The sequence below is a fragment of the Streptomyces sp. B3I8 genome (assembly GCF_030816915.1).
Taxonomy (GTDB): domain Bacteria; phylum Actinomycetota; class Actinomycetes; order Streptomycetales; family Streptomycetaceae; genus Streptomyces.
This window is the reverse complement of record NZ_JAUSYN010000002.1, coordinates 5792533-5810815: the sequence shown is the minus strand read 5'-3', so window position 1 is coordinate 5810815 and position 18283 is coordinate 5792533. Positions and strand designations below refer to the sequence as shown.

19 protein-coding genes and 3 pseudogenes are annotated in these 18283 nt (G+C 70.7%); 5 read left to right on the top strand and 17 right to left on the bottom strand.

The features are described from left to right. Positions 1-1506: 1506 nt before the first annotated feature. From QFZ64_RS27845 to QFZ64_RS27810, 9 genes and pseudogenes are all read right to left on the bottom strand, one after another. Positions 1507-1710 carry a cold-shock protein gene (locus QFZ64_RS27845; RefSeq protein ID WP_065965692.1) on the bottom strand — a complete coding sequence of 68 codons (204 nt, stop codon included), beginning with the start codon at positions 1708-1710 and terminating at the stop codon, positions 1507-1509. Positions 1711-1951: 241 nt separating this feature from the next. Further along, on the bottom strand, positions 1952-2233 hold the full coding sequence (locus QFZ64_RS27840) for a MerR family transcriptional regulator (protein ID WP_307070278.1): 282 nt from the start codon (positions 2231-2233) through the stop codon (positions 1952-1954). A 640-nt stretch (positions 2234-2873) separates the two neighbouring features. Continuing rightward, a complete protein-coding gene (locus tag QFZ64_RS27835) occupies positions 2874-3182 on the bottom strand; it encodes an SCO5918 family protein (RefSeq protein WP_307070277.1) in 309 nt (102 codons plus the stop codon). Between the two features lie 50 nt (positions 3183-3232). Beyond that, positions 3233-3638: pseudogene (locus tag QFZ64_RS27830) on the bottom strand (CBS domain-containing protein). Positions 3639-3684: 46 nt separating this feature from the next. Further along, positions 3685-5175, bottom strand: a complete 1491-nt coding sequence (locus QFZ64_RS27825) for a DEAD/DEAH box helicase (protein ID WP_307070276.1) — start codon at positions 5173-5175, stop codon at positions 3685-3687. A gap of 343 nt (positions 5176-5518) precedes the next feature. Continuing rightward, positions 5519-5722, bottom strand: a complete 204-nt coding sequence (locus QFZ64_RS27820) for a cold-shock protein (protein WP_003973099.1) — start codon at positions 5720-5722, stop codon at positions 5519-5521. 673 nt (positions 5723-6395) lie between these two features. Then, positions 6396-6572 (bottom strand): annotated as a pseudogene (locus tag QFZ64_RS27815) (ATP-binding protein); the annotation flags it as partial. A 2-nt stretch (positions 6573-6574) separates the two neighbouring features. Continuing rightward, positions 6575-6685 (bottom strand): annotated as a pseudogene (locus QFZ64_RS35425) (IS630 family transposase); the annotation flags it as partial. A gap of 183 nt (positions 6686-6868) precedes the next feature. Continuing rightward, positions 6869-7792, bottom strand: coding sequence for an endo-beta-N-acetylglucosaminidase H (locus tag QFZ64_RS27810; protein ID WP_307071895.1), 924 nt, complete (start codon positions 7790-7792; stop codon positions 6869-6871). Positions 7793-8129: 337 nt separating this feature from the next. On the opposite strand from QFZ64_RS27810, the gene QFZ64_RS27805 reads away from it, so the two are divergent. Next, the gene (locus tag QFZ64_RS27805; RefSeq protein ID WP_307070275.1) at positions 8130-8315 is read left to right on the top strand and encodes a hypothetical protein; all 186 of its coding nucleotides are present in this window, start codon (positions 8130-8132) and stop codon (positions 8313-8315) included. Positions 8316-8677: 362 nt separating this feature from the next. Here QFZ64_RS27805 and QFZ64_RS27800 read toward each other — a convergent pair whose 3' ends face one another. Together QFZ64_RS27800 and QFZ64_RS27795 are read right to left on the bottom strand one after the other, a co-directional pair. Next, the gene (locus tag QFZ64_RS27800) at positions 8678-9601 is read right to left on the bottom strand and encodes a pyridoxamine 5'-phosphate oxidase family protein (RefSeq protein ID WP_307070274.1); all 924 of its coding nucleotides are present in this window, start codon (positions 9599-9601) and stop codon (positions 8678-8680) included. Between the two features lie 46 nt (positions 9602-9647). After that, positions 9648-10136: a VOC family protein gene (locus tag QFZ64_RS27795; protein WP_307070273.1), complete on the bottom strand. Its 489-nt coding sequence runs from the start codon at positions 10134-10136 to the stop codon at positions 9648-9650. Between the two features lie 137 nt (positions 10137-10273). Here QFZ64_RS27795 and QFZ64_RS27790 point away from each other — a divergent pair, with 137 nt between their 5' ends. Then, entirely contained in the window at positions 10274-10849 is a 576-nt protein-coding gene (locus QFZ64_RS27790) for a CGNR zinc finger domain-containing protein (RefSeq protein ID WP_307070272.1), read from the top strand. 220 nt (positions 10850-11069) lie between these two features. On the opposite strand, the gene QFZ64_RS27785 is transcribed toward QFZ64_RS27790, so the two are convergent. From QFZ64_RS27785 to QFZ64_RS27775, 3 genes are all read right to left on the bottom strand, one after another. After that, positions 11070-11738 (bottom strand): NADPH-dependent F420 reductase, encoded by a 669-nt coding sequence (locus QFZ64_RS27785; protein ID WP_307070271.1) that lies wholly within the window; start codon positions 11736-11738, stop codon positions 11070-11072. A 74-nt stretch (positions 11739-11812) separates the two neighbouring features. Then, positions 11813-12748 carry an SDR family oxidoreductase gene (locus QFZ64_RS27780; protein WP_307070270.1) on the bottom strand — a complete coding sequence of 312 codons (936 nt, stop codon included), beginning with the start codon at positions 12746-12748 and terminating at the stop codon, positions 11813-11815. A 62-nt stretch (positions 12749-12810) separates the two neighbouring features. Further along, entirely contained in the window at positions 12811-13455 is a 645-nt protein-coding gene (locus tag QFZ64_RS27775; RefSeq protein ID WP_307070269.1) for an NADPH-dependent F420 reductase, read from the bottom strand. Between the two features lie 249 nt (positions 13456-13704). Here QFZ64_RS27775 and QFZ64_RS27770 point away from each other — a divergent pair, with 249 nt between their 5' ends. Then, on the top strand, positions 13705-14616 hold the full coding sequence (locus QFZ64_RS27770; protein WP_307070268.1) for a LysR family transcriptional regulator: 912 nt from the start codon (positions 13705-13707) through the stop codon (positions 14614-14616). Positions 14617-14733: 117 nt separating this feature from the next. Here the strand turns inward: QFZ64_RS27770 and QFZ64_RS27765 are convergent, their stop codons facing one another. Further along, positions 14734-15258, bottom strand: coding sequence for a GNAT family N-acetyltransferase (locus tag QFZ64_RS27765; protein WP_307070267.1), 525 nt, complete (start codon positions 15256-15258; stop codon positions 14734-14736). A 583-nt stretch (positions 15259-15841) separates the two neighbouring features. Between QFZ64_RS27765 and QFZ64_RS27760 the strand changes: the two genes are divergently transcribed. Then, positions 15842-16057: a hypothetical protein gene (locus QFZ64_RS27760; protein ID WP_307070266.1), complete on the top strand. Its 216-nt coding sequence runs from the start codon at positions 15842-15844 to the stop codon at positions 16055-16057. Between the two features lie 496 nt (positions 16058-16553). Here the strand turns inward: QFZ64_RS27760 and QFZ64_RS27755 are convergent, their stop codons facing one another. Next, positions 16554-16691, bottom strand: coding sequence for a hypothetical protein (locus tag QFZ64_RS27755; RefSeq protein ID WP_307070265.1), 138 nt, complete (start codon positions 16689-16691; stop codon positions 16554-16556). 102 nt (positions 16692-16793) lie between these two features. Continuing rightward, a complete protein-coding gene (locus tag QFZ64_RS27750; RefSeq protein ID WP_307070264.1) occupies positions 16794-17456 on the bottom strand; it encodes a peroxiredoxin-like family protein in 663 nt (220 codons plus the stop codon). A 122-nt stretch (positions 17457-17578) separates the two neighbouring features. Here QFZ64_RS27750 and QFZ64_RS27745 point away from each other — a divergent pair, with 122 nt between their 5' ends. Beyond that, entirely contained in the window at positions 17579-18208 is a 630-nt protein-coding gene (locus QFZ64_RS27745) for a TetR/AcrR family transcriptional regulator (RefSeq protein ID WP_307070263.1), read from the top strand. Positions 18209-18283 lie beyond the last annotated feature (75 nt).

Genomic DNA, 18283 nt, shown 5'->3' with positions numbered 1-18283 from the left:
TTCCGCGGGCCCTCGGGCGGACGAACCAGGGGTGCTTTGCCCGGGATGGCGGCGTCACCGGGGCAGGCGCCTCCGAAGGCGGCCCAGGCGCGGGCTGAGAAGGACGAAGACAGCGGTCAGGACCACCACACCGATAACGAGCAGGTGGAACAGGCTCTTTGCCACCGATCCTCGGAGTGGTGGGGGAAGTCGGTTTCTCGTAGCGACCGACCTTCAGATGCCCCGGATCGACCGCCGCGTCGCCCGGAGGGACGAACACCAGCCGGTGCCGGGTCGGCAGGCCGACCGTGACTGTCGCGAGGCCGGGCTGGTCCGTGGTCGGGGTGCAGATGTGGACCGCTTCCAGGTCACCCACCGTGTGCCACGCACAGTCGGTGTCCTGGCCTCGCCGTTCCCTGACGCCTTCCGTCTCGCACTCGAGGCTCCTCCGGCGGGTCAGCTACGGACCGATACCCCGGCCACCGCCCGGCCCATTCAGGGTCGTCGTGGAAGAGCCTCGCCCAGGGGTCCCCAGGTGCCGCGGTGGTGGACGGCGCTCGTTGCGAACAGCAGCCGGGCGGTGACCGAGTACACGGCGCAGGCCAGGACCGCCTGCATGGAGCCGGCCACGCAACCTCGGCTTGATCGGTTCGGCCAGGTCGGCCGCCCGCCCCGCCAGAGCGGCAACCGAGTGAACCTTCTCCCCTGCATGGCCGCCTTGCGATCCGTCGGGTAGCCCACGGCGCTCTCCACGCGCTGAGGCAACGTGACCAGATTCGACTTCAGCGGCATCACGGGACACAGCTTCTCGTTCTCCCCTCGGACGACTGGGCGTCACTGGCAGCAATGCGGTGATGCCGAAAGACCTCACTCCGGCAGCATCATGGGATGTCGGTCCAGGGCCCCAGGGCCATCGCCGGGCCCGGGCCGGCTCGCCACCGCGTGAACTCCAGCCCTGTTGACCCTCGCGCCGATTGGGCCTGCCCAAGCCGATGAGAACGGCCGGCCATGGCAAAGATCAGGGCTTCCGAACGGGCATCTCCGCTCGCCTACGCACAAGGATCGCCCATGCTTCCTGAGGTCCGCCCCCACGTATCCACCGCCCTCGCAGACCAGTCGGAACACCAACTGGACCTGGCTCCGGATCTCGAGGCCGGCCGGTTCGATGTGGAGGGCGTCGCCGGCATCGCAGTCGTCGCAGCCGCCCACTCCGACGGCTGTGCGGCCACCGGCCATCTCCTGGGGCTGCTGGCCGCGCTGCCTACCCCCACCTCCAAGCTGCGCGAACCGAGGGGCAGGGCATGCGGCACCCGAGCCGTACGACGCTCGAGGCAACTGAGGTCAGGAGGTTCGACCGAGGTCGCACTCGCCTCAACACATCAGGGGCCGCACAGCAATGGCTGCGCGGCCCCTGATCCTGTGCACGCCGGGCACGCGAGCAGGCGCTTCACCCGGTGGGCGGCAGAGCCCGCACGAGCGGCGCTCCCCGGACGCAGGGTGCGCGATCTCTCGGGCAGGTCCGCGCGGTCAGGCCAGGTTGATGTTCTCGGCCTGCGGACCCTTCTGGCCCTGGGTGACGTCGAACGTCACAGCCTGACCCTCCTGGAGCTCACGAAAGCCCGAGGAGTTGATCGCGGAGTAGTGCGCGAAGACGTCCGGGCCGCCGCCGTCCTGGGCGATGAAGCCGAAGCCCTTCTCCGCGTTGAACCACTTCACAGTTCCCGTTGCCATGTTGATGCCTTCCAGTCGATGAACGCCCCCACTCCATGTGGCAGGCGGAGGTGATCGCCCTGGTTCCTGCGGCACAGCACAGCAAAACGCCCACACCAAAGGCGCGGGCAGGGGGAAATTCCGAACCACGACAGCTGAGACAGAACGCTACACGCCCACACGCCGTGTCACCACAGGAAACGATCACACCGGACGGCAGACCATGCGCGCGGTGCCCGCGGCACGGACGTGCATGCTCACCTCACGCTGCTGCGGTCGGGTTCGCTGATTCGGTGGCACGTCGGTATTCGGCGTTGATGCGCCGGGCTTCCTCGAGCCGGTCCTCGAGGATGATGATCCGGCAGGCGGCCTCGATGGGAGTGCCGTGGTCGACGAGCTCCCGGGCGCGGGCGGCGATGCGCAGCCGGTAGCGGGAGTAGCGGCGGTGTCCGCCCGCGGAGCGCAGCGGGGTGATGAGGCGGGCTTCGCCGATGGCGCGCAAGAAGCCCTGCGTGGCGCCGAGCATCTCGGCGGCCCGGCCCATGGTGTAGACGGGGCAACTCTTCCTCCCGGGGCGATCCTGATGGCGCTCGGCTCCTCCGTCCTTCCCTCTTGATCAACTACTCACTGAAGGAAACTGCGAACTGCTGATACCTCGAACCACTGGTGGCCTCGAACAGCGCCACTCTTCGGCAGCCGGCCCCGTCGCCCGTCCTGCGTCTGCTCTGGCTCAGAACCCCGCTGCCGAACGTCCCGGTGCGCGCGCCCGCAGCCGACGCCTTCACCGAGGTAGTCCGCCTCGTCCGGTCTGCCTCGACCGGCCCACAGATGGTTCAAGCAGCTCCGAGGCTCGGTCCGGCGCACTCAGTGGCCCCGCCGCGCAGTGCGGCCGGCTGAGCGCGAGGTCGCCGACCGGGACCGATGCACCGGTCGGCCGACCGCCGAGCCGGTGTGGGAGCAGAGGGTGCCGGATGTGCTGAGGGATTCCGCCCGCTTGGGCGAGATCGCCGCCGTCCTCGGCGCCCCCGTGAAGGAGGACGGGCCGCCCGCGCGTCTGCACTTCCATGCCGCCCGGAACCTGCAGGGCAAGGTGACGGAAACCCGCTGCACGTGGTGTGGGCCCGACCGGCGTACCGGTCGGGCCCACACTGCTGCTCAGGTGTCTGCTCGTGCCTGTTACCCGGTCAGACCGTGACGGGGGTGTCGAGCATCGCGGAAGCGTGCTGCATCGGGCTGAGAATGCCCAGGGGCGCTGCCTTGGGAACGGCGCGGCAGGTGAAGCCGAGCTGAGCCATGGCCCGCAGGACTTCGGCGGCGCTGAAGTCACGGCGGTCCTGGCGCGTGATGACCTGGCCGACCTGCTTGACAGGGTAGTGGCGGCGGCCGATGATCACCGACTGGCCGATGACCGGTTCGGGCTTGATGCCCTTCATCGATTCCAGCACGCCGCCCTTGGTGAGCTCGAAGGGGAAGCGGGCGATGACGCAGCGCATGTGACCTCACAGAGAGAAGGGAAGAACGGTCCGACCAGGGGCCAGGTGTTTCAGCGGGAGAGGGCGAGGCTGCCCGGGGCGCTGCCTTGCTCGTCGACCACCGGCAGGACACCGAGCCGACGGGTGCGCATCGCGTGCTCGGCTTCGGCCATCGTGGTCACGGGTGAGGCGAACGAAACCGTGGTCGCCGAGGATGTCGCGCAGGCGGACACGGTCCGTATCGTCGCAGCTGTCACGGACGGCGGCGAGTTCGGCATGGGTGACCAGGCCGGTGCACTGGCCGTCCTGGTCGCAGACGACCAGTCGGACCGTGCGGGCAGCGGCCATGACGGCCAGCGCCACCTCGACGCTCATGTCGTCACAGACCTGCGGTCCGGCCGCATCCGTGACCTCCACCGCTGTCCTGTGCACGGGGTCGGCGTCCGCCGGGCGGGACTCTGTCCGAACCAGCGTCAAAACGTCCCTCATGCAGAGATGGGCCGGCTTCCTGATCACTGAAGTTCTAGGCCACCGCGCCGAAGCCGGTCTGGCGTACGGGGGTGCGCCTGGTCGCCGAGGCGGGGCGGCGGCGACCTCGGGAGGTGGCGCTGCGCTTGGGGCGTTCGACCACCGGCGCGGTGATGACGACCGGGATGCCGGAGGGGGCCTGGGCGCCGGTGATCCGGCTCAGGGCCTCGTCTCCCGAACGGACCTGGGTGGTCTGCGGCCGGATTCCGGCGTCCGACATGAGGCGGACCATGCCTCGGCGCTGGTTCGGCGTGACCAGGGTGACGACGCTCCCGGACTCGCCGGCGCGGGCGGTCCGGCCTCCGCGGTGGAGGTAGTCCTTGTGGTCGGTCGGCGGATCGACGTTGACGACGAGGTCGAGGTTGTCGACGTGGATGCCGCGCGCCGCGACGTTGGTCGCCACCAGCACGGTGACGTGTCCCGTTTTGAACTGCGCCAGCGTGCGGGTGCGCTGCGGCTGCGACTTGCCGCCGTGCAGCGCCGCGGCCCGTACCCCGCTGTTGAGAAGATCCTGGGTCAGCCGGTCGACGGCGTGCTTGGTGTCCAAGAACATGATCACGCGGCCGTCGCGCGCGGCGATCTGCGTGGTCGCCGCGTGCTTGTCCGCGCCATGGACGTGCAGGACGTGGTGCTCCATCGTCGTGACCGCACCGGCCGACGGGTCGACCGAATGCACGACAGGGTCGGTCAGATAGCGGCGCACCAGCAGGTCGACGTTGCGGTCCAGGGTGGCGGAGAACAGCATGCGCTGCCCCTCCGGGCGCACCTGGTCGAGCAGCGCGGTGACCTGGGGCATGAAGCCCATGTCGGCCATCTGGTCGGCCTCGTCCAGCACGGTGATGTCCACGTGGTTCAGCTGACAGTCGCCGCGGTCGATGAGGTCCTTGAGCCGTCCCGGTGTAGCGACGACGATCTCACTGCCGGCGCGCAGTGCGCCGGCCTGTCGGCCGATGGACATGCCGCCCACCACCGTCGCCAGCCGCAGCCGCACGGAGCGGGCGTACGGGGTCAGCGCGTCGGTCACCTGCTGTGCCAGTTCACGCGTCGGGACGAGGATCAGCCCCAGCGGCCGGCGGGGCTCAGCACGCTGCCCAGCGGTACGCGCGAGCAGGGCGAGGCCGAAGGCGAGGGTCTTGCCGGAGCCGGTGCGTCCGCGGCCCAGGACGTCACGGCCCGCAAGGGAGTTCGGCAGTGTCGCGCCCTGAATCGGGAACGGTGCCGTCACACCCTGCCTGCCGAGCTCGGCCAGCATCTGCTCGGGCAGGTCGAGATCGGCGAAGCCCTCGACGGCGGGCAGCCCGGGAGTGGTCGTCCTGGGCAGCGCGAACTCACCGCGCATCGCGGCGGGCCGGCGGCCGGAACCGCCGGAGCGCACGGGCCCGCCGGTACGACGCGGTGCCTGTGAGCCGTGACCGCCGCCCCGTCCGGCGTCGGCACGGCCGTCGCGGGAGCGGGCGGGGCGGTCGTTCGTGTACGTGCGGTTCATGCGGAACCTTCCTCGATGTGGCACATATCAAGGAATTCCCGCTGCGGTGAACGGCACGGAGAATCACAAGTATGGACCGGTGGCAAAAGAAAGCAGATCTGGCCGCCCGAAATCCCGGGGGCACAGGTGCTGAAATCGGTGACGCGATGGGGACCTCGCGATCCCGGCGCCGGCTGCGGGGCAGCGCTTCAGGATGCGCCTGCGTCCTGAGCGAGGAACCCTTGTGGTGGTACTGCGGGTTCCTCCGGGGCGTCCCGCGGGTGAAAGCCGGCGCGGGATGCGCGTGCAGCTGGGGCCCGCACCCCGAAGGATGCGGGCCCCAGCTACGGATTGCGCGTGAGCGTCAGGCCGGAACGATGTTCTCGGCCGTCGGGCCCTTCTGGCCCTGCGCGATGTCGAAGTTCACCTTCTGGCCCTCGAGCAGCTCACGGAAGCCCTGCGCGGCGATGTTCGAGTAGTGGGCGAACACGTCGGCGCCGCCACCGTCCTGCTCGATGAAGCCGAAGCCCTTTTCCGCGTTGAACCACTTCACGGTACCAGCAGCCATGTCATATCTCCTTCGGGGCAGTGCATCGGCATCCGCACTGCGCGGACGCCGAGTCGCCGCGATGATTACCCCGCCCGGAAAATGACCGGAAATACAAAAGTGCTCCCAACCGGAAGAAGCCTGGCGGGGGCACTTGAAGTCTTGGGAACCACAACTGCAACTGAGACGACAGTAGCACGCCGGAACGGCGCGTGCACGGTGAATAATTCTGCTCTGCTCTTCGCGGCAAAAACTCCCGCTGCACGGCTCTCGAAAAACTGATCCCTCGGGAACAGATATTGATTCGGCGTTCAACACCTCAGGAAGGGTGGCCGATCGGCATGCTGCGTGAAGTCGGCGCACCTGGGTCACGTGCCAGGTCGTCGTCCAAGGACTCCTGCAGAAATTCTTCCAGACTGCGGCCACCGATTTCCGTGACCGGGCGGCCGCTCAGGGCCTGGGCCAAAGACCTCTGGCTCAGGACACCAGGCACGGGTCCGCGCGACGTACTGGGCGTCGGCGGTGCGCGCGTGCGGGCCGAGTCGGCGTCGTTCGCCATGCTGTCAGCCGACGCCGCCACCCCGCACGCCGGCACCGTCCCCGCGCCGGCCGCTCCCGTCTCATTCGCCCCCGCAGCGCCTCGCTTCACGGCAGACGTCAGGGAAAGCGGTGAGGCCGACGGGAGCGCAGGCTGTTACTGGGGGCGGCGTCCGGCGATGTCCCCGCTGGGGTCGTCAGGTAGGGCGATGCGGGCGGTGACGCGTTTGCCGACCGGCTCCCGCTGAGCCTCGAAGCCCTGGGCGACGGCCATGACGATCTCCAGGCCGTGCTGCCCGACTCTGCCCGCATCGGCGGCCCGCGCCACTGGCAGGGGCCGCGGCGGATCATCTGGTGGGCCAGGTAGCCGAACCACCGCTCGATCTGGTCGATCCAGGAGGAGCCGGTCGGGGTGAAGTGCAGGGCGGGAGTCTTGTGGGTGCCGTGCGGCCGGGGGCACGGCATGGGGAAGGCGGCCGGCGCTTCGGTACGGCGCAGGTCACGGTCCCTGCGGCGACCGCGCCTCCGACATCGTTGTCGGTGGCGCGGCCTGCCCGAGCGCGGCCCTACCGGACGCCGTACGCCCCGAGGGGGCGCCGAATGCCGGGAACGCCGGGGCCTGTGGTCCGTCTACGGCGTATAGCGGGCGTTGCTTCCGTACAGCTCCCTGGTGAACGCGGAGACGTCGGCGCTGCGATCGGCGCCGTCGAGGTTGTACGTCAGATAGACGCCGTATCCCTCACTGACCGTACGGCGGGCCAGGCTGGTGACCGTGCTCTGCGAGGTCCGACCGATCTCGACGGCCGCCGGCGACAGCTTCGACTTGGGCAGTGCGATGCCGGGGACCTGCCAGGAGCCGTAGTACGGGTTCCAGGCGTAGTCGAACTTGGACGAGACGTCGACGCCGCCGTAGGACAGGCGCGACGCGGCCGGTCCGATGTTGTAGAGGCTGATGATCTTGCCCGGCATGTCGGCGCGCAGTGCCGACACCAGGTGGACGAACGAGCCGGCGTTGGGCTGGCCGGTGCCGTTGTTGCCGTACTCGGCGTACTCGTCGTCGAAGTCGATGCCGTCGAGGCCGTACTTGGCCACGGTGTCCGACAGTCGTCCGGCGAACGTCGAAGCCGCCTGCTGGGAAGGGAAGTTGGCGAAGCCCGCGCCCTGGTGGTTGCCGAGCACCGAGAGGACGACCTTGATGCCCTTCTGCTGCAACGGCCGTATCTGCGTGGCGGCGTTGTCGAGAACGCGTTGGACGTTCTCGTTGAAATACAGCGTCGTCGACTTCGTGCCCGCGTCGTAGTTGATGTTCGCCGCGAAGATCACGGCGACGTCGAAGACGTTGCCGCCGCCGTTGGTGAGGGTGTATTTGCCGACGTTCAGCATGCTGTTGTTGTTCACCTCGACGTACGCCACCGAGGTCGGTCCCTGTTTCGCGGGAGCGGGAGCGGGGGCCGCTGCCGCGCCCGTCGTGGAGGTCGCGCCGAAGGTGAGGGCCGCAATGGCCGAGAGCGCGAGCGCGGCTCTCCGTAGTCTGCTCCGCACCGGAGTGAACATCGTCGATCGGTCTCCCATCGCATGGAGCGGCGCCCGACGTGCTCGCGAGCGCCGAGAAAGCCCCCCCCCTCCCGGATCCTTCCGTTCCCGTGACCGGATCCCCAGAACCATGCGGGAACTCTTCACGACTCCCACGCACACACGTCGCACCGTGACTCCTGACCCCGGCAGGGGAGTTACCGGAACGCGGCGCTGTCGCGCAGGAGCCCGGCCGACACCTCCCGGGTTCTGTACGCGTCGGCCGTCTCCCGCCTGCATGACCCTTTCGGGCACGCCGGCGAACTCCTGATCGCGGCTGCGGCGTGCTGTTCCCGGAGGAGAACCAGCCCGGCTGGACGTGATCCCGCCGGCCTTCACGGCGGTGGCGATCGCCTACACCGGCACCCTCGCCGAGGCCCCGGACTTCCCGGCTCGCGGCTTCGCCCACGACGACATCGCCTTCGTCGCGGCCGACGCCGTGGCCCGTGACCGCGGCCGAGTACTGGCCTCTGGTGGATGCCCGAGCCGCGCCCGAGCCGCGTGAGCCGTTCGGCGTCCCGCGCGACGGCCCTCCGTGTCGTGACCTCCCCGCCCCTCGGCGCGGTGCGTGGCTGCACCGAGCGCGTATGCCGCACCCGAGCCGGCCTCACACGGTGGGTCGGCCGACGGGGCGGACCGGTACGGCGCCCTGCGCGGCAAGGCATGATTCCGAGCAGGATCGGATGCGTTGTCGCACTCGTTCACACATGAGCATGATCGCCTCGACCGGCCGGACCGGTGACGGGCGACGACGAGTACGCCGGCCTGCCCGCCTTCGACCAGTGCCGGACCCGGGCCGCCGCACCTGGGCGTGCCCGCCTCCCGGCACGTCGGCGCTCCGGTGCGCCGGCGTGCCGGACGCCGTTCTCAGCGGGGCGGCGCCACGGGCGGGCGCGTGCGGGGATCCTCCGGTGCGCTCCAGCGCAGGGGGGTGGCTCCGGCGATCTCCACCACGCCGGTGACGGTGAACTCTACGATCCGCCGCGCGCCGGGCACGGCCGCGGCCGCCGCGGGGTCCCAGTCGGTGCGGGCGGTGCCGGTGAGCTGCACGGTGGCACCCGTGCGCCAGTCCGGGAAGAGCAGCCCGGCCCGTGCGTCGACCTCCAGATTGCCCAGGGTGTTGAACATGGCGTTGCCGGTGTAGTCGGGCCAGCGCAGCGCGGTGGGTGAGAGCACCTGGACGAAGCCCGGGTCGCCGCCGCGGTGCGAGGCGTCGGTGTGGCCGTCCCGGTCCGTCGTCGCGACGAAGAACGTGTCGGCGTCGGCGAGGAACGCGCGCAGGTGGTCCGGCAGTCGTGTGTCCCGCGTCCGTACGACGGGGCTGCCGGAGGTGCCCGGCGCCCGGTGGGGTTCCCTTCTCCGGATGTACTTCGGGCAGTTGGCGTACACCTGGTCGAGCGCGACGTGGAAGCCGTCCCCGCTCGGTGTGCCGTACCCGTTGAGGCGCATCCGGCGCCGGGTCGCCGGCTCGATCGCGATCATCCCGACCGGGGCGGGACCGCCGCCCAGCCGTGCGTACAGGGGGTCTGCGGGCACGGGGAGCGCGGCGACGGCGAGTTCCGTGTCGCTCTCCGCCCGCAGGAACCCGGGGTTCCCGGAGAGAAGGGAGGCCCAGAGGCGGCCCTCTTCGTCGGCGGCGCCCAGCACGGCCATGGGTTGCCGGGCGAGGAAATCCCGGGCCACGCCGGGGATCGACGCGCGGACGGCGCGGGAGACGTGTGCGCCCTGATCGAGCAGTCCCGCGCGCCGCTGGACGGCGAGCTCCCCTTCGTGGAAGACGTCGAGCGGCACGGCGCTCTCCTTATCAGTGGACGTCGGCGGCCGGTGCGCCTACCGGTCAGAAGAAGCCGCAGGTGGGCGCGGTGCCGGTGGGGGCCGTGGCGTTCTCGGCGCCGTTCGGTGCGTAGATCTCCAGACGGATGCCGTCGGGGTCGGTGAAGAAGATGCCACCGGACGCCGTGCCCTCGCCGTGCGGGACGACGCCCTCGTGGTGGAAGTCGGCGCCGAGTTCGCGCAGCACCTCCTCGGCCGCGCGCACCTGCTCCATGGAGTCCGCCTCGAAGGACAGGTGGTGCAGCCCGGCCGAGGCGACCGGGAAGGGCGCCGTGCCCTGCTGCCACAGGGTCAGCACCAGCCGTCCGTCGCGCCCGAGGAAGGCCCAGCGGCGCCCGTCGTCCTCGCCCTCGGACTGCGTCTGGAGACCGAACACGCGGGCGTAGAACGGCGTCGAGCGCTCCAGGTCGGTGACATTCAGGCCGACGTGTCCCGTCCGGACGTTCGGGCCGACGTGTCCCGTCCGCGGGGCGCCGGGAGCAGCAGTGGTCATGGTCCACCTCCGTGAGATCTAACCGATGAAGTGAAGATAGAAGGTTGGGCGTCGACCGTCAACCGCCAAAGATGCGTTAGGCGGTAAAGTGGAGGGGGTTCCGCCCGTTTCCGCCGACCGCCGCAGGAGGCGCCGCCGTGTCCGAGTCGTCGTCCCGGGTCCCCGGGGACCGCCGTCCGCTGGTCGGTGAGCCGCTCTGCCTCGACCTGCTCAACACGCGATGGATGCACCACGCCGAGCCGCAGGACCTGCTGGACTCGGTGGAGGGGCTGGCCGTCTGGCTCTGTGCGGCGGGCCTGGAGGAGGACGCCGGCGCGGACGGGGCGACGCTCGCCGCCGTGCGGGAGACCCGCGAGATACTCCTGGCCCTGGTGGACACCGGTTCGGACACGGCCCGGGAGGACCTCAACCGCGTACTGGCCCACGGCGCCCTCCGCCACGAGCTCGGGCCCGAGGGTCCGCGGACCCGCCCGGAGGTCGACGACGCGGCCTGGCTGCCGGCCTGGCTCGCCGCCGCCGACTATCTGCGACTCGTCGCCGAGGCACCCCGGCGGATCAAACGTTGCGCGGCCCACCCGAGGTGCGTGCTGCACTTCCACGACACCACGAAGAACGGCACGCGCCGATGGTGCTCCATGGCCGCGTGCGGCAACCGGGCCAAGGCCGCCCGCCACTACGGGCGGAGCAGGACCGGCGCACGGCCGGGGGCCTGAGGCGCCGCCCGCCCGAGCCCCGGCCGCGCCGGGTGCACGTGGGTTGCGCGCCGGGTGCACGTCCGCCGCGCGGCGGCGTACTCCTCACGCGGCCGGCGGGGCGCGGGGAACCCCGCGCCGGGTCGGGCCTTCGCGCATGCTCGGAGCGTCGGAGTACCGCTCGGCGTCGCGCTCAGCCCCTCGATGTGCGGGGGCACATCACCGCGCGCCCGCGCGGTGGTCACCGTGTCGCGGCGGCCAGGGCCGCGCGGATGGTGGCCTCGTCGGCCGGACGGCCCTGCTCGTCCGAGTACGGACCGTACGGGGTTCCCCACACCGGTGTGCCCGTCGCCTGCCGTCGGCCTTCGGCGAGCGGTCCGGCGTCGACCACGCCGTACCCGAGGGATTCGATGAACGCGGTCACCTCCGCCTTCGCCTGCGCGGAGTCCCCGGCGATGGGCAGGAAGGAGCGATCGGCCGCCCCCGCCGGGCGGGCGAGTGACAGCAGGTGCTTGTAGTAGATGTTGTTGAACGCCTTGACGGGTCGGGCGTCCGGGAGGTGCCGCAGCAGCAACTCGCTCGAGGTGAGCGACCCGTTGTCGAGCTCGGGAATGTGTCCGTCGCGCTCGGGGCCGTAGTTGCACGTGTCGATGACCGTCTTCCCGGCCGGCATCGCGGCGGGCAGATCCGGGAAGGCCTTGACCGGCACCGTGACCACGACGATGTCACCGGCCGTCGCGGCCTCCTCGCTCGTCGCGGCGGACGCCCGCGGCCCCAGCTCCGCGAGGGTGTCCGCGAGGGTTCGGGGACCGCGCGAGTTGCTGAGCACGACCCGGTGCCCGGCCCCGACCGCGAGCCGCGCCACGGTCCTGCCGATCTGTCCGCTTCCGATGAATCCCACAGTCGTCATGATGTCCGCGTTCCTTGAGAGGAGGAGTCGAGCCGAACTCCCGTATTGCAGAGTTCCGTTGCGATTCCGAGCCGTCAGCCGGCCGGGAAGTAGTGGCCGTTGTCCAGGCCGGCGAGCAGGCCGGGCCGGGCGGGTTCCCAGCCGAGGGTCCGGCGGGTGAGGAGGTTGGACGCCGGATAGCTCTGCGTGACGATGTTCGCCAGGAAGCCGAAGTACCCCGGCACCATCAGCTCGTCCGCGGGAACGCTCACGGCGGGCAGGCCGAGACGGCCGCCGATGGCCTCGGCGATCTCCCGGAACGGGAGGGCCCCGTCCCCCACCGCGTGCCAGTATCTGCCGGCCTGCCCCTTCTCCAGCGCCAGGCGGAAGAGGGAGGCGAGGTCGCGGGCGTGCACGGCGTTCCACACGTTCGTGCCGTCCCCGGGGTAGCCGGCGAAGCCCTTCTCCTTCGCCAGCGCGATCATCTGCACGAGGAAACCGGCACGGTCCGTCGTACTGTGCGCGATGTTGGAGATCCGCACGACCGAGGAGCGCACTCCTCGCTCGGCGAGTCCGATCACGGCCGTCTCCACGACGTTGCGGACCCGCAGGGTTCCCCTGTGCTCCTCGCCGACGGGCAGGGCCGGATCCTCCTCGGTGACGGGGCGGCCCAGGTTCCCGGGCGAGCCTATGCTCCCCGCCGCGACCAGCGGCTTTCCGGTTCCCGCGAGTGCCTCGCCGTACGCGAGCATGATCGGGAGCTCCGCGGCGGCCACGGCGTCGATCCCGCCCGACGGAAGCAGGTCCTGACGGTGTGCGACGTGGATGACGCCGTCGGAGTCCGCGGCCGCCTCCTTGAGTCCGTCGAGATCCTCGAGGTCGCCGCGACGCGCCTTCGCGCCGAGGGCGGACAACGCGGCCGCCGCGGTGTCCGACCGGGCCAGGCCGGTGACCTCGTGTCCGGCGGCGACGAGTTCGGGGATGATGTACGAACCGGAATGGCCGGTCCCGCCAGTGACGAAAACGCGCATGCTTCGATTCCTTGTGAGTGAGGTGGCGCGAGACGTGGCGCCGAGAAGTGACGGTGGCGCGCTCAGGCAGACGTGTGGGCACCGAGGGCGGGGTCGGACGTTTCGACGCCGAGGGCGAAGTCGAAGCTCCCGCCGCGGCGGCCCAGGCTGATCATCAACAGGCCCGTTCCCTCCAGCCAGCGCGCCATCGCCAGGGGGCCGGTGTCCCTCGGCCGCAACCCGAGGCTCGTGATGAAGGCCCACACGGCCGCCTTGGCCTCGGCGTCGTCACCCGCGAGAAGCACGTCCAACGCGCCGCCCCGCGCCAGCATGTGACCGAAGACGGTGTTGAACGCCTTCACGACGTGCGCGCCCGCCGGAACCGCCTTGGCGATCTCCTGCGCACCGGAGCTGTCGTCGGGGGTGACGAGGCTCTCGGCGTCCGGGGAGACGGGATTGGTGAGGTCGACGACGACCTTGCCGCGCAGTGCGTCCCCGAACTCGCCGACCACCGCCGCCGCGCCGGCGTACGGCACAGCCAGGACAACGAGGTCTCCCGCCGGGACGGCGTCGAACGTCCCGACAGTGGCACCGTCGAGTCCGGCGGCCAGCTCCCCGGCCCTGGCCGGGTCGCGGCCGATGATCTCGACGGCGTTGCCGCCGGCGAGCGCCCGGCCCGCCAGGGCGGCCGCCATGTCGCCCGTGCCGATAATGCTGACGCTGCTCATTGATACGCCTGCTTTCCCGAGTGTTCCATTCCCGCATTCATTTCGAACCCGAGCTCCCGACTCATTCCGAGTGCGGGCGCCGCTTTCACATTCCTGAAAGAATTCCTGCGCCGGATTCACGCGCCGGTATCGCTTCGCCCCCATCGGGGATCCGGTACTTGTTCAGGCTGTCACCGGCGTGAATGGGCGTCCAATACTTGTTCCGGACGCGGTGATACCTTGGAAGCATCACCGGAACCGGGAGGCGCCGTGGATCTGGACCTGCGCAAACTCCGCTACTTCGTCGCCGTGGCCGACCAGTTGCACTTCGGCCGCGCCGCCGAGGAGCTGCACATCGCGCAGCCGGTGCTGAGCCGGCAGATCAAGGCGCTGGAGCAGGATCTCGGCGCTTCGCTGTTCACCCGGGACCGCCATGGCGTGGCGCTGACCGACGCGGGACGACAACTGTCGGCCGAGGCCGGTCCGCTGCTCGCCTCGGCGCTCGCGGTGCGCCGCCGGGTGTCCGAGGCCGCCCGTGGCAGCCGGCGGCTGGTGATCGGCTTCCGGGCCGGCGTCGCCGTCATCCCGGCGGCTCGGGCGTTCGAGGCCCGGCACCCGGACGTGGTCGTCGACGTGCAGCGGATCGAATGGGGCGACCAGGCTCCCCTGCTGCTCGACGGCCGCATCGACGTCGGCTATGTGCGGCTGCCCATCGACGAGACCGGCCTGCGTGTCACCCCGCTGTACACCGAGCCGCGGGTGGCCGTCCTGCCCACCGGCCACCGGTGGGCAGGCAAAGGGGAGGTCACCGAGGCCGACCTGGCCGGCGAGCCGCTGGTCTGGCACGGCGACCCCAGCACGCAGCCCACCAGGCGTCCACATCCCGACGCCGGATACCGGGTGCGCGGCGTCGACGAGACACTGGAGCATGTCGCGGCCGGACGGGGCATCTCGTTCCTGCCCCGTTCGACGACCGTGTTCCACTCGCACCCGGACGTCACCTACGTCACGGTCCGGGATCTGGCGCCCGACCAGGTGTGCCTCGCGGTGGCGGCCTCACGCACCTCGCCGCTGGTCGACGCATTCGTCGCCGCGGCGCGGGCGGCGGCCGAGATCACGGCAGAATGCGGAAACTACGAAATGTGGCAGCGCGCGGGCGACTCGGTTTCCCGGCACGGTTGAGCGGTCGGCTTTTCCGGGCACGACCGGACGGTCGGCGTTCACGAGCACGGCTGATCGGCACGTTCGGTCGGTCCGGTCGGTCCGGTCGGCCTGAAGCAGCGGCGCCGGTGCACCGCCTCATTCCGGAGCGATGCGGAACTCGAATTCGGGACGGTCCCACGGCACGGCGGGCGGGTTCGCGGGCACGGTCCCGATCCGCACCGCACCGACGCGGTGATAGAAGTCCTCGGCGGGTACGTGCGACACGACCTTGACACGGTCCAACCCGGCGGCACGGGCCTCGGACAGCATGTGCGCGACGAGCAGTCGCCCGATACCCCGCCCCTGCACGTCGTCGGCGACGAACAGCAGGTCGAGCTCCGGTGGCGCGAGGACGAGCGAGTAGAACCCGAGGATCCGGCCCGCGGGCGCGTCGGCCTCGACGGCCTCGACGGCCTCGACGGCCTCGACGGCCTCGACGGCGACGAAGGTGCGGTGGGCCTCGATGTAGTCCTGCCCCACCCGGTAGCCCGCGACCGCCGCCGCGTACACGCCCTCGTAGGCACCCGAGTTACGCACGAGCCGTGTGAGCCGCTTGGCATCCCTGGCGACAGCCCTCCGTATCGCGATCGGCCCGCCGGGAGGGGAAGTGCGTGAGCTCATCGAACGAGTATTTCGCACCGGAAGGTGCCCGCGTGCCGGGGGCCGCCGTCGGGGGGCGACTGACGGACCCCAGGGCGCTTTCGTTGAGACTGCACTTTCAGAAAGATTGCGCTTTCGAAAAGCTAGTGCAAGGCTGTGCGCGTCCTCACGAGTCCTCGCGGAAGGAGTGACACCGTGGATCGTCGTTCACTGCTCACCAAAGGCGGCGCGGCCACGTTCGGCGCGCTCGCCCTGACCGCCGTCACCGACGGCACCGCGTTCGCCGGAACGGCACAGAGCCAGACCTCGGGGCACCCGTGGGCGGGGCCGCTCCCCGACCCCGCCACCACGCCGGTGCCCGACCCGCCGTTCCCCAAGGGGCTCACCGCCGGGGAACGCCGCAATCTGCGGACGTTCGACGAGCTGGACTTCGACGTCTTCTCCCACGCCGACTGGGACAGGCTCGACGAGAGTCACGCCCGCACCATCCGGGTGCACTGGCCCGACGGCCACTACACCGACGGCATCGACAAGCACATCGCCGACCTGGCGGCCATGTTCGTCTTGGGCGCCCGACACCCGCATCGAGTCGCACCACCTGCGTGTGGCCACGGGCGACCTGACGGCCGTCGCCGGCGTGATGCGGGGCACCTTCACCCGGCCCATGCCCGACGGGAAGGGCGGGACCATCGCGCCCACCGGGAAGAAGTACGCCATCAGCATGGCCACCGTCGGCCTGTGGACCCCTCGCGGTGTGATGGACGAGGAGTTCCTGTTCTGGGACAACCAGACCTTCTACCAGCAGATCGGCCTGGCCTAAGGGCTGTCCCGTGATCCCCGGCGGGCGCGCGACGACAGCTACGGCACCTCGCCGCGTTGTCGGAACGTCCGCATACATCCAGTATGCGGACGCCCCTCCGCCTTGCGATGCACCGCATCTGACGCCGCGCGCTGATCCACCGGGGATCACGGGACAGCCCTTAGGGCCTCTCGTTCGGATCATTCCGGCGTCGCGGGGTTTGGCACGCGCCTCTGCGGCGTTGTCGTCGGTTGCCGGGGCTCCGCCCCGGCGCCCTCCTCCGCCTTGCCGCCGCACGCACCGGACCCCGCCCGGGTCGGTCGAAGACGCACCGCGCCTCCCAGCCGGCCCGATCCAGACGAAAGACCCTAGAGGGTCCGGCTCCACACGAACGGAGCCGGACCGGCAGGTGGCAGGGGGCCCGGGGGACACTCCGCGGTCAGGGGCACCCCCTGGCGCCGGGCCGGCATGCGCAGAGCGGCGCGCTGCGCGGTGGTGAAGTCCGTGCAGAACCCGGTCAGCAGCCGACGAAGGAGAGCTGCGGCATCTGAGCGAACCACTGCGGCCGCAGGGCGGCGGTGCCGAGGAGTTCCTCGAACGGCCCGTCCAGGACCTCCAGGTTCAGCAACGTCTCGTAGACGTCGAAAGCCGGCACGTGGGTCGTGGGCGGGTCCGTTCAGGGGTCGCGCGGTGAGTGAGTGTGAGGAGGCGGGCGCGGGGGACGGAGGGGCGTGCGCGCGTCACGCCGGTCGGTCGGTCAGCCGATGGTTTCCGTGAGGGCCGCGAGGATGCGGTCGGGCTCGGTGCGGGTCGTGTAATTCGGGTGGACGTCGATCCAGCGCAGGACGCCCCGGTCGTCGACGAGTACCACCGTCGGCATGACGATGTCCTGCGTGCCGTCGGCGTTCACCTCGGTCAGGTCCACGCCGAGGGACGCCTGCGCGTGCAGCACCTGGTCGTCGGACCTGGTGACGATGCCCAGCTCCCGGCCGATCCGGTTGCCCGGGTCCGAGAGGACCGTGTACGTGAGTTCATTGGCCTCGACGATGCTGAGCGAGCCGTCCGGTTTCTGCGGGCTGACGGCGATCATCACCACGCCCCGCTCGTCCAGCTCGCCCGCGAGCTCCCGCTGATAGGTGCGCAGGGCCACGTTGCAGTACGGGCACCACGCGCCGCGGTAGAACACCACGACCGCAGGACGGCCGGCCCGCGCCTCATCCAGCGTGACGGGGCGGCCCCGCACGTCGAGCAGTGACGCGTCGGGCATGGGGGTGCCGGGCTCCGCGATGCCGGACGGCAGCCCGGCGGTGTCCAGGTCCGCCTGTTCGGCGCCGAACACCTTCAGCACCTCGGCCGGCAGCTGGTCGGCGACCTTCTCCTGGAGGTCGGCGACCTGGTCGGCGATGGGGGTGGTGGTCACGGGGTACCGCCCTTCCGCTTCTGGTTCTGGTTTGATCATTTTTAGATCGATCACTCTAATCTTGAGCCGTAGAAAATAGAATGTCAAGTCTAAAAACTGACGGGATGCGGTAGCGTGAAGGGGTGACGAGCAGCACCGCAGCACGACGTCTGACCCCCAAGGGGCAGGCCACGCGCAACCGCATCGCGGCGGCGGCAGCCGCGCTGATGTACGACAACGGCGTGGCGGGCACCAGCACCGAGGACATCCTCAAGGCCGCGGGGGTGAGCAGCCCGTCGCAGCTCTACCACTACTTCGGTGACAAGAAGGCGCTGGTCCAGGCGGTCATCGAATACCAGACCGAGCGCGTCCTCGACTTCCAGCGGCCGCTGCTCGGCCGGCTGGACAGCTTCGAGGCGCTGCAGGCCTGGCGGGACGCCGTCGTCCGGGCGCAGCATGCGCGCGACTGCAGGGGAGGGTGCCCGCTGGGGTCCCTGGCCGCCGAACTGTCCGACACGGACCCGCAGGCCCGCGCCCGGCTCGTGGCGGGCTACGCGCAGTGGCAGGACGCCATCCGCGACGGGCTGCGGGCCATGCGGGAACGCGGCGAACTGGACCCGGACGCCGACCCCGACCGACTGGCCCTCGCCCTGCTCACCGCCCTGCAGGGCGGCCTGTTGATGACGCAGGCCCACCGCGACACCACGGCTCTCGAAGCGGTGCTCGACGCGATGATCGACCGCATCCGCTGCCACGCGGCGGGGCGGGCGTAGCGCTCGCGAGCGGTGCGGACGTGGTGCGGTGCGCGTGTGGTGCGGGTGCGGTGCGCGCCCGGTGCCGGGGCCGGT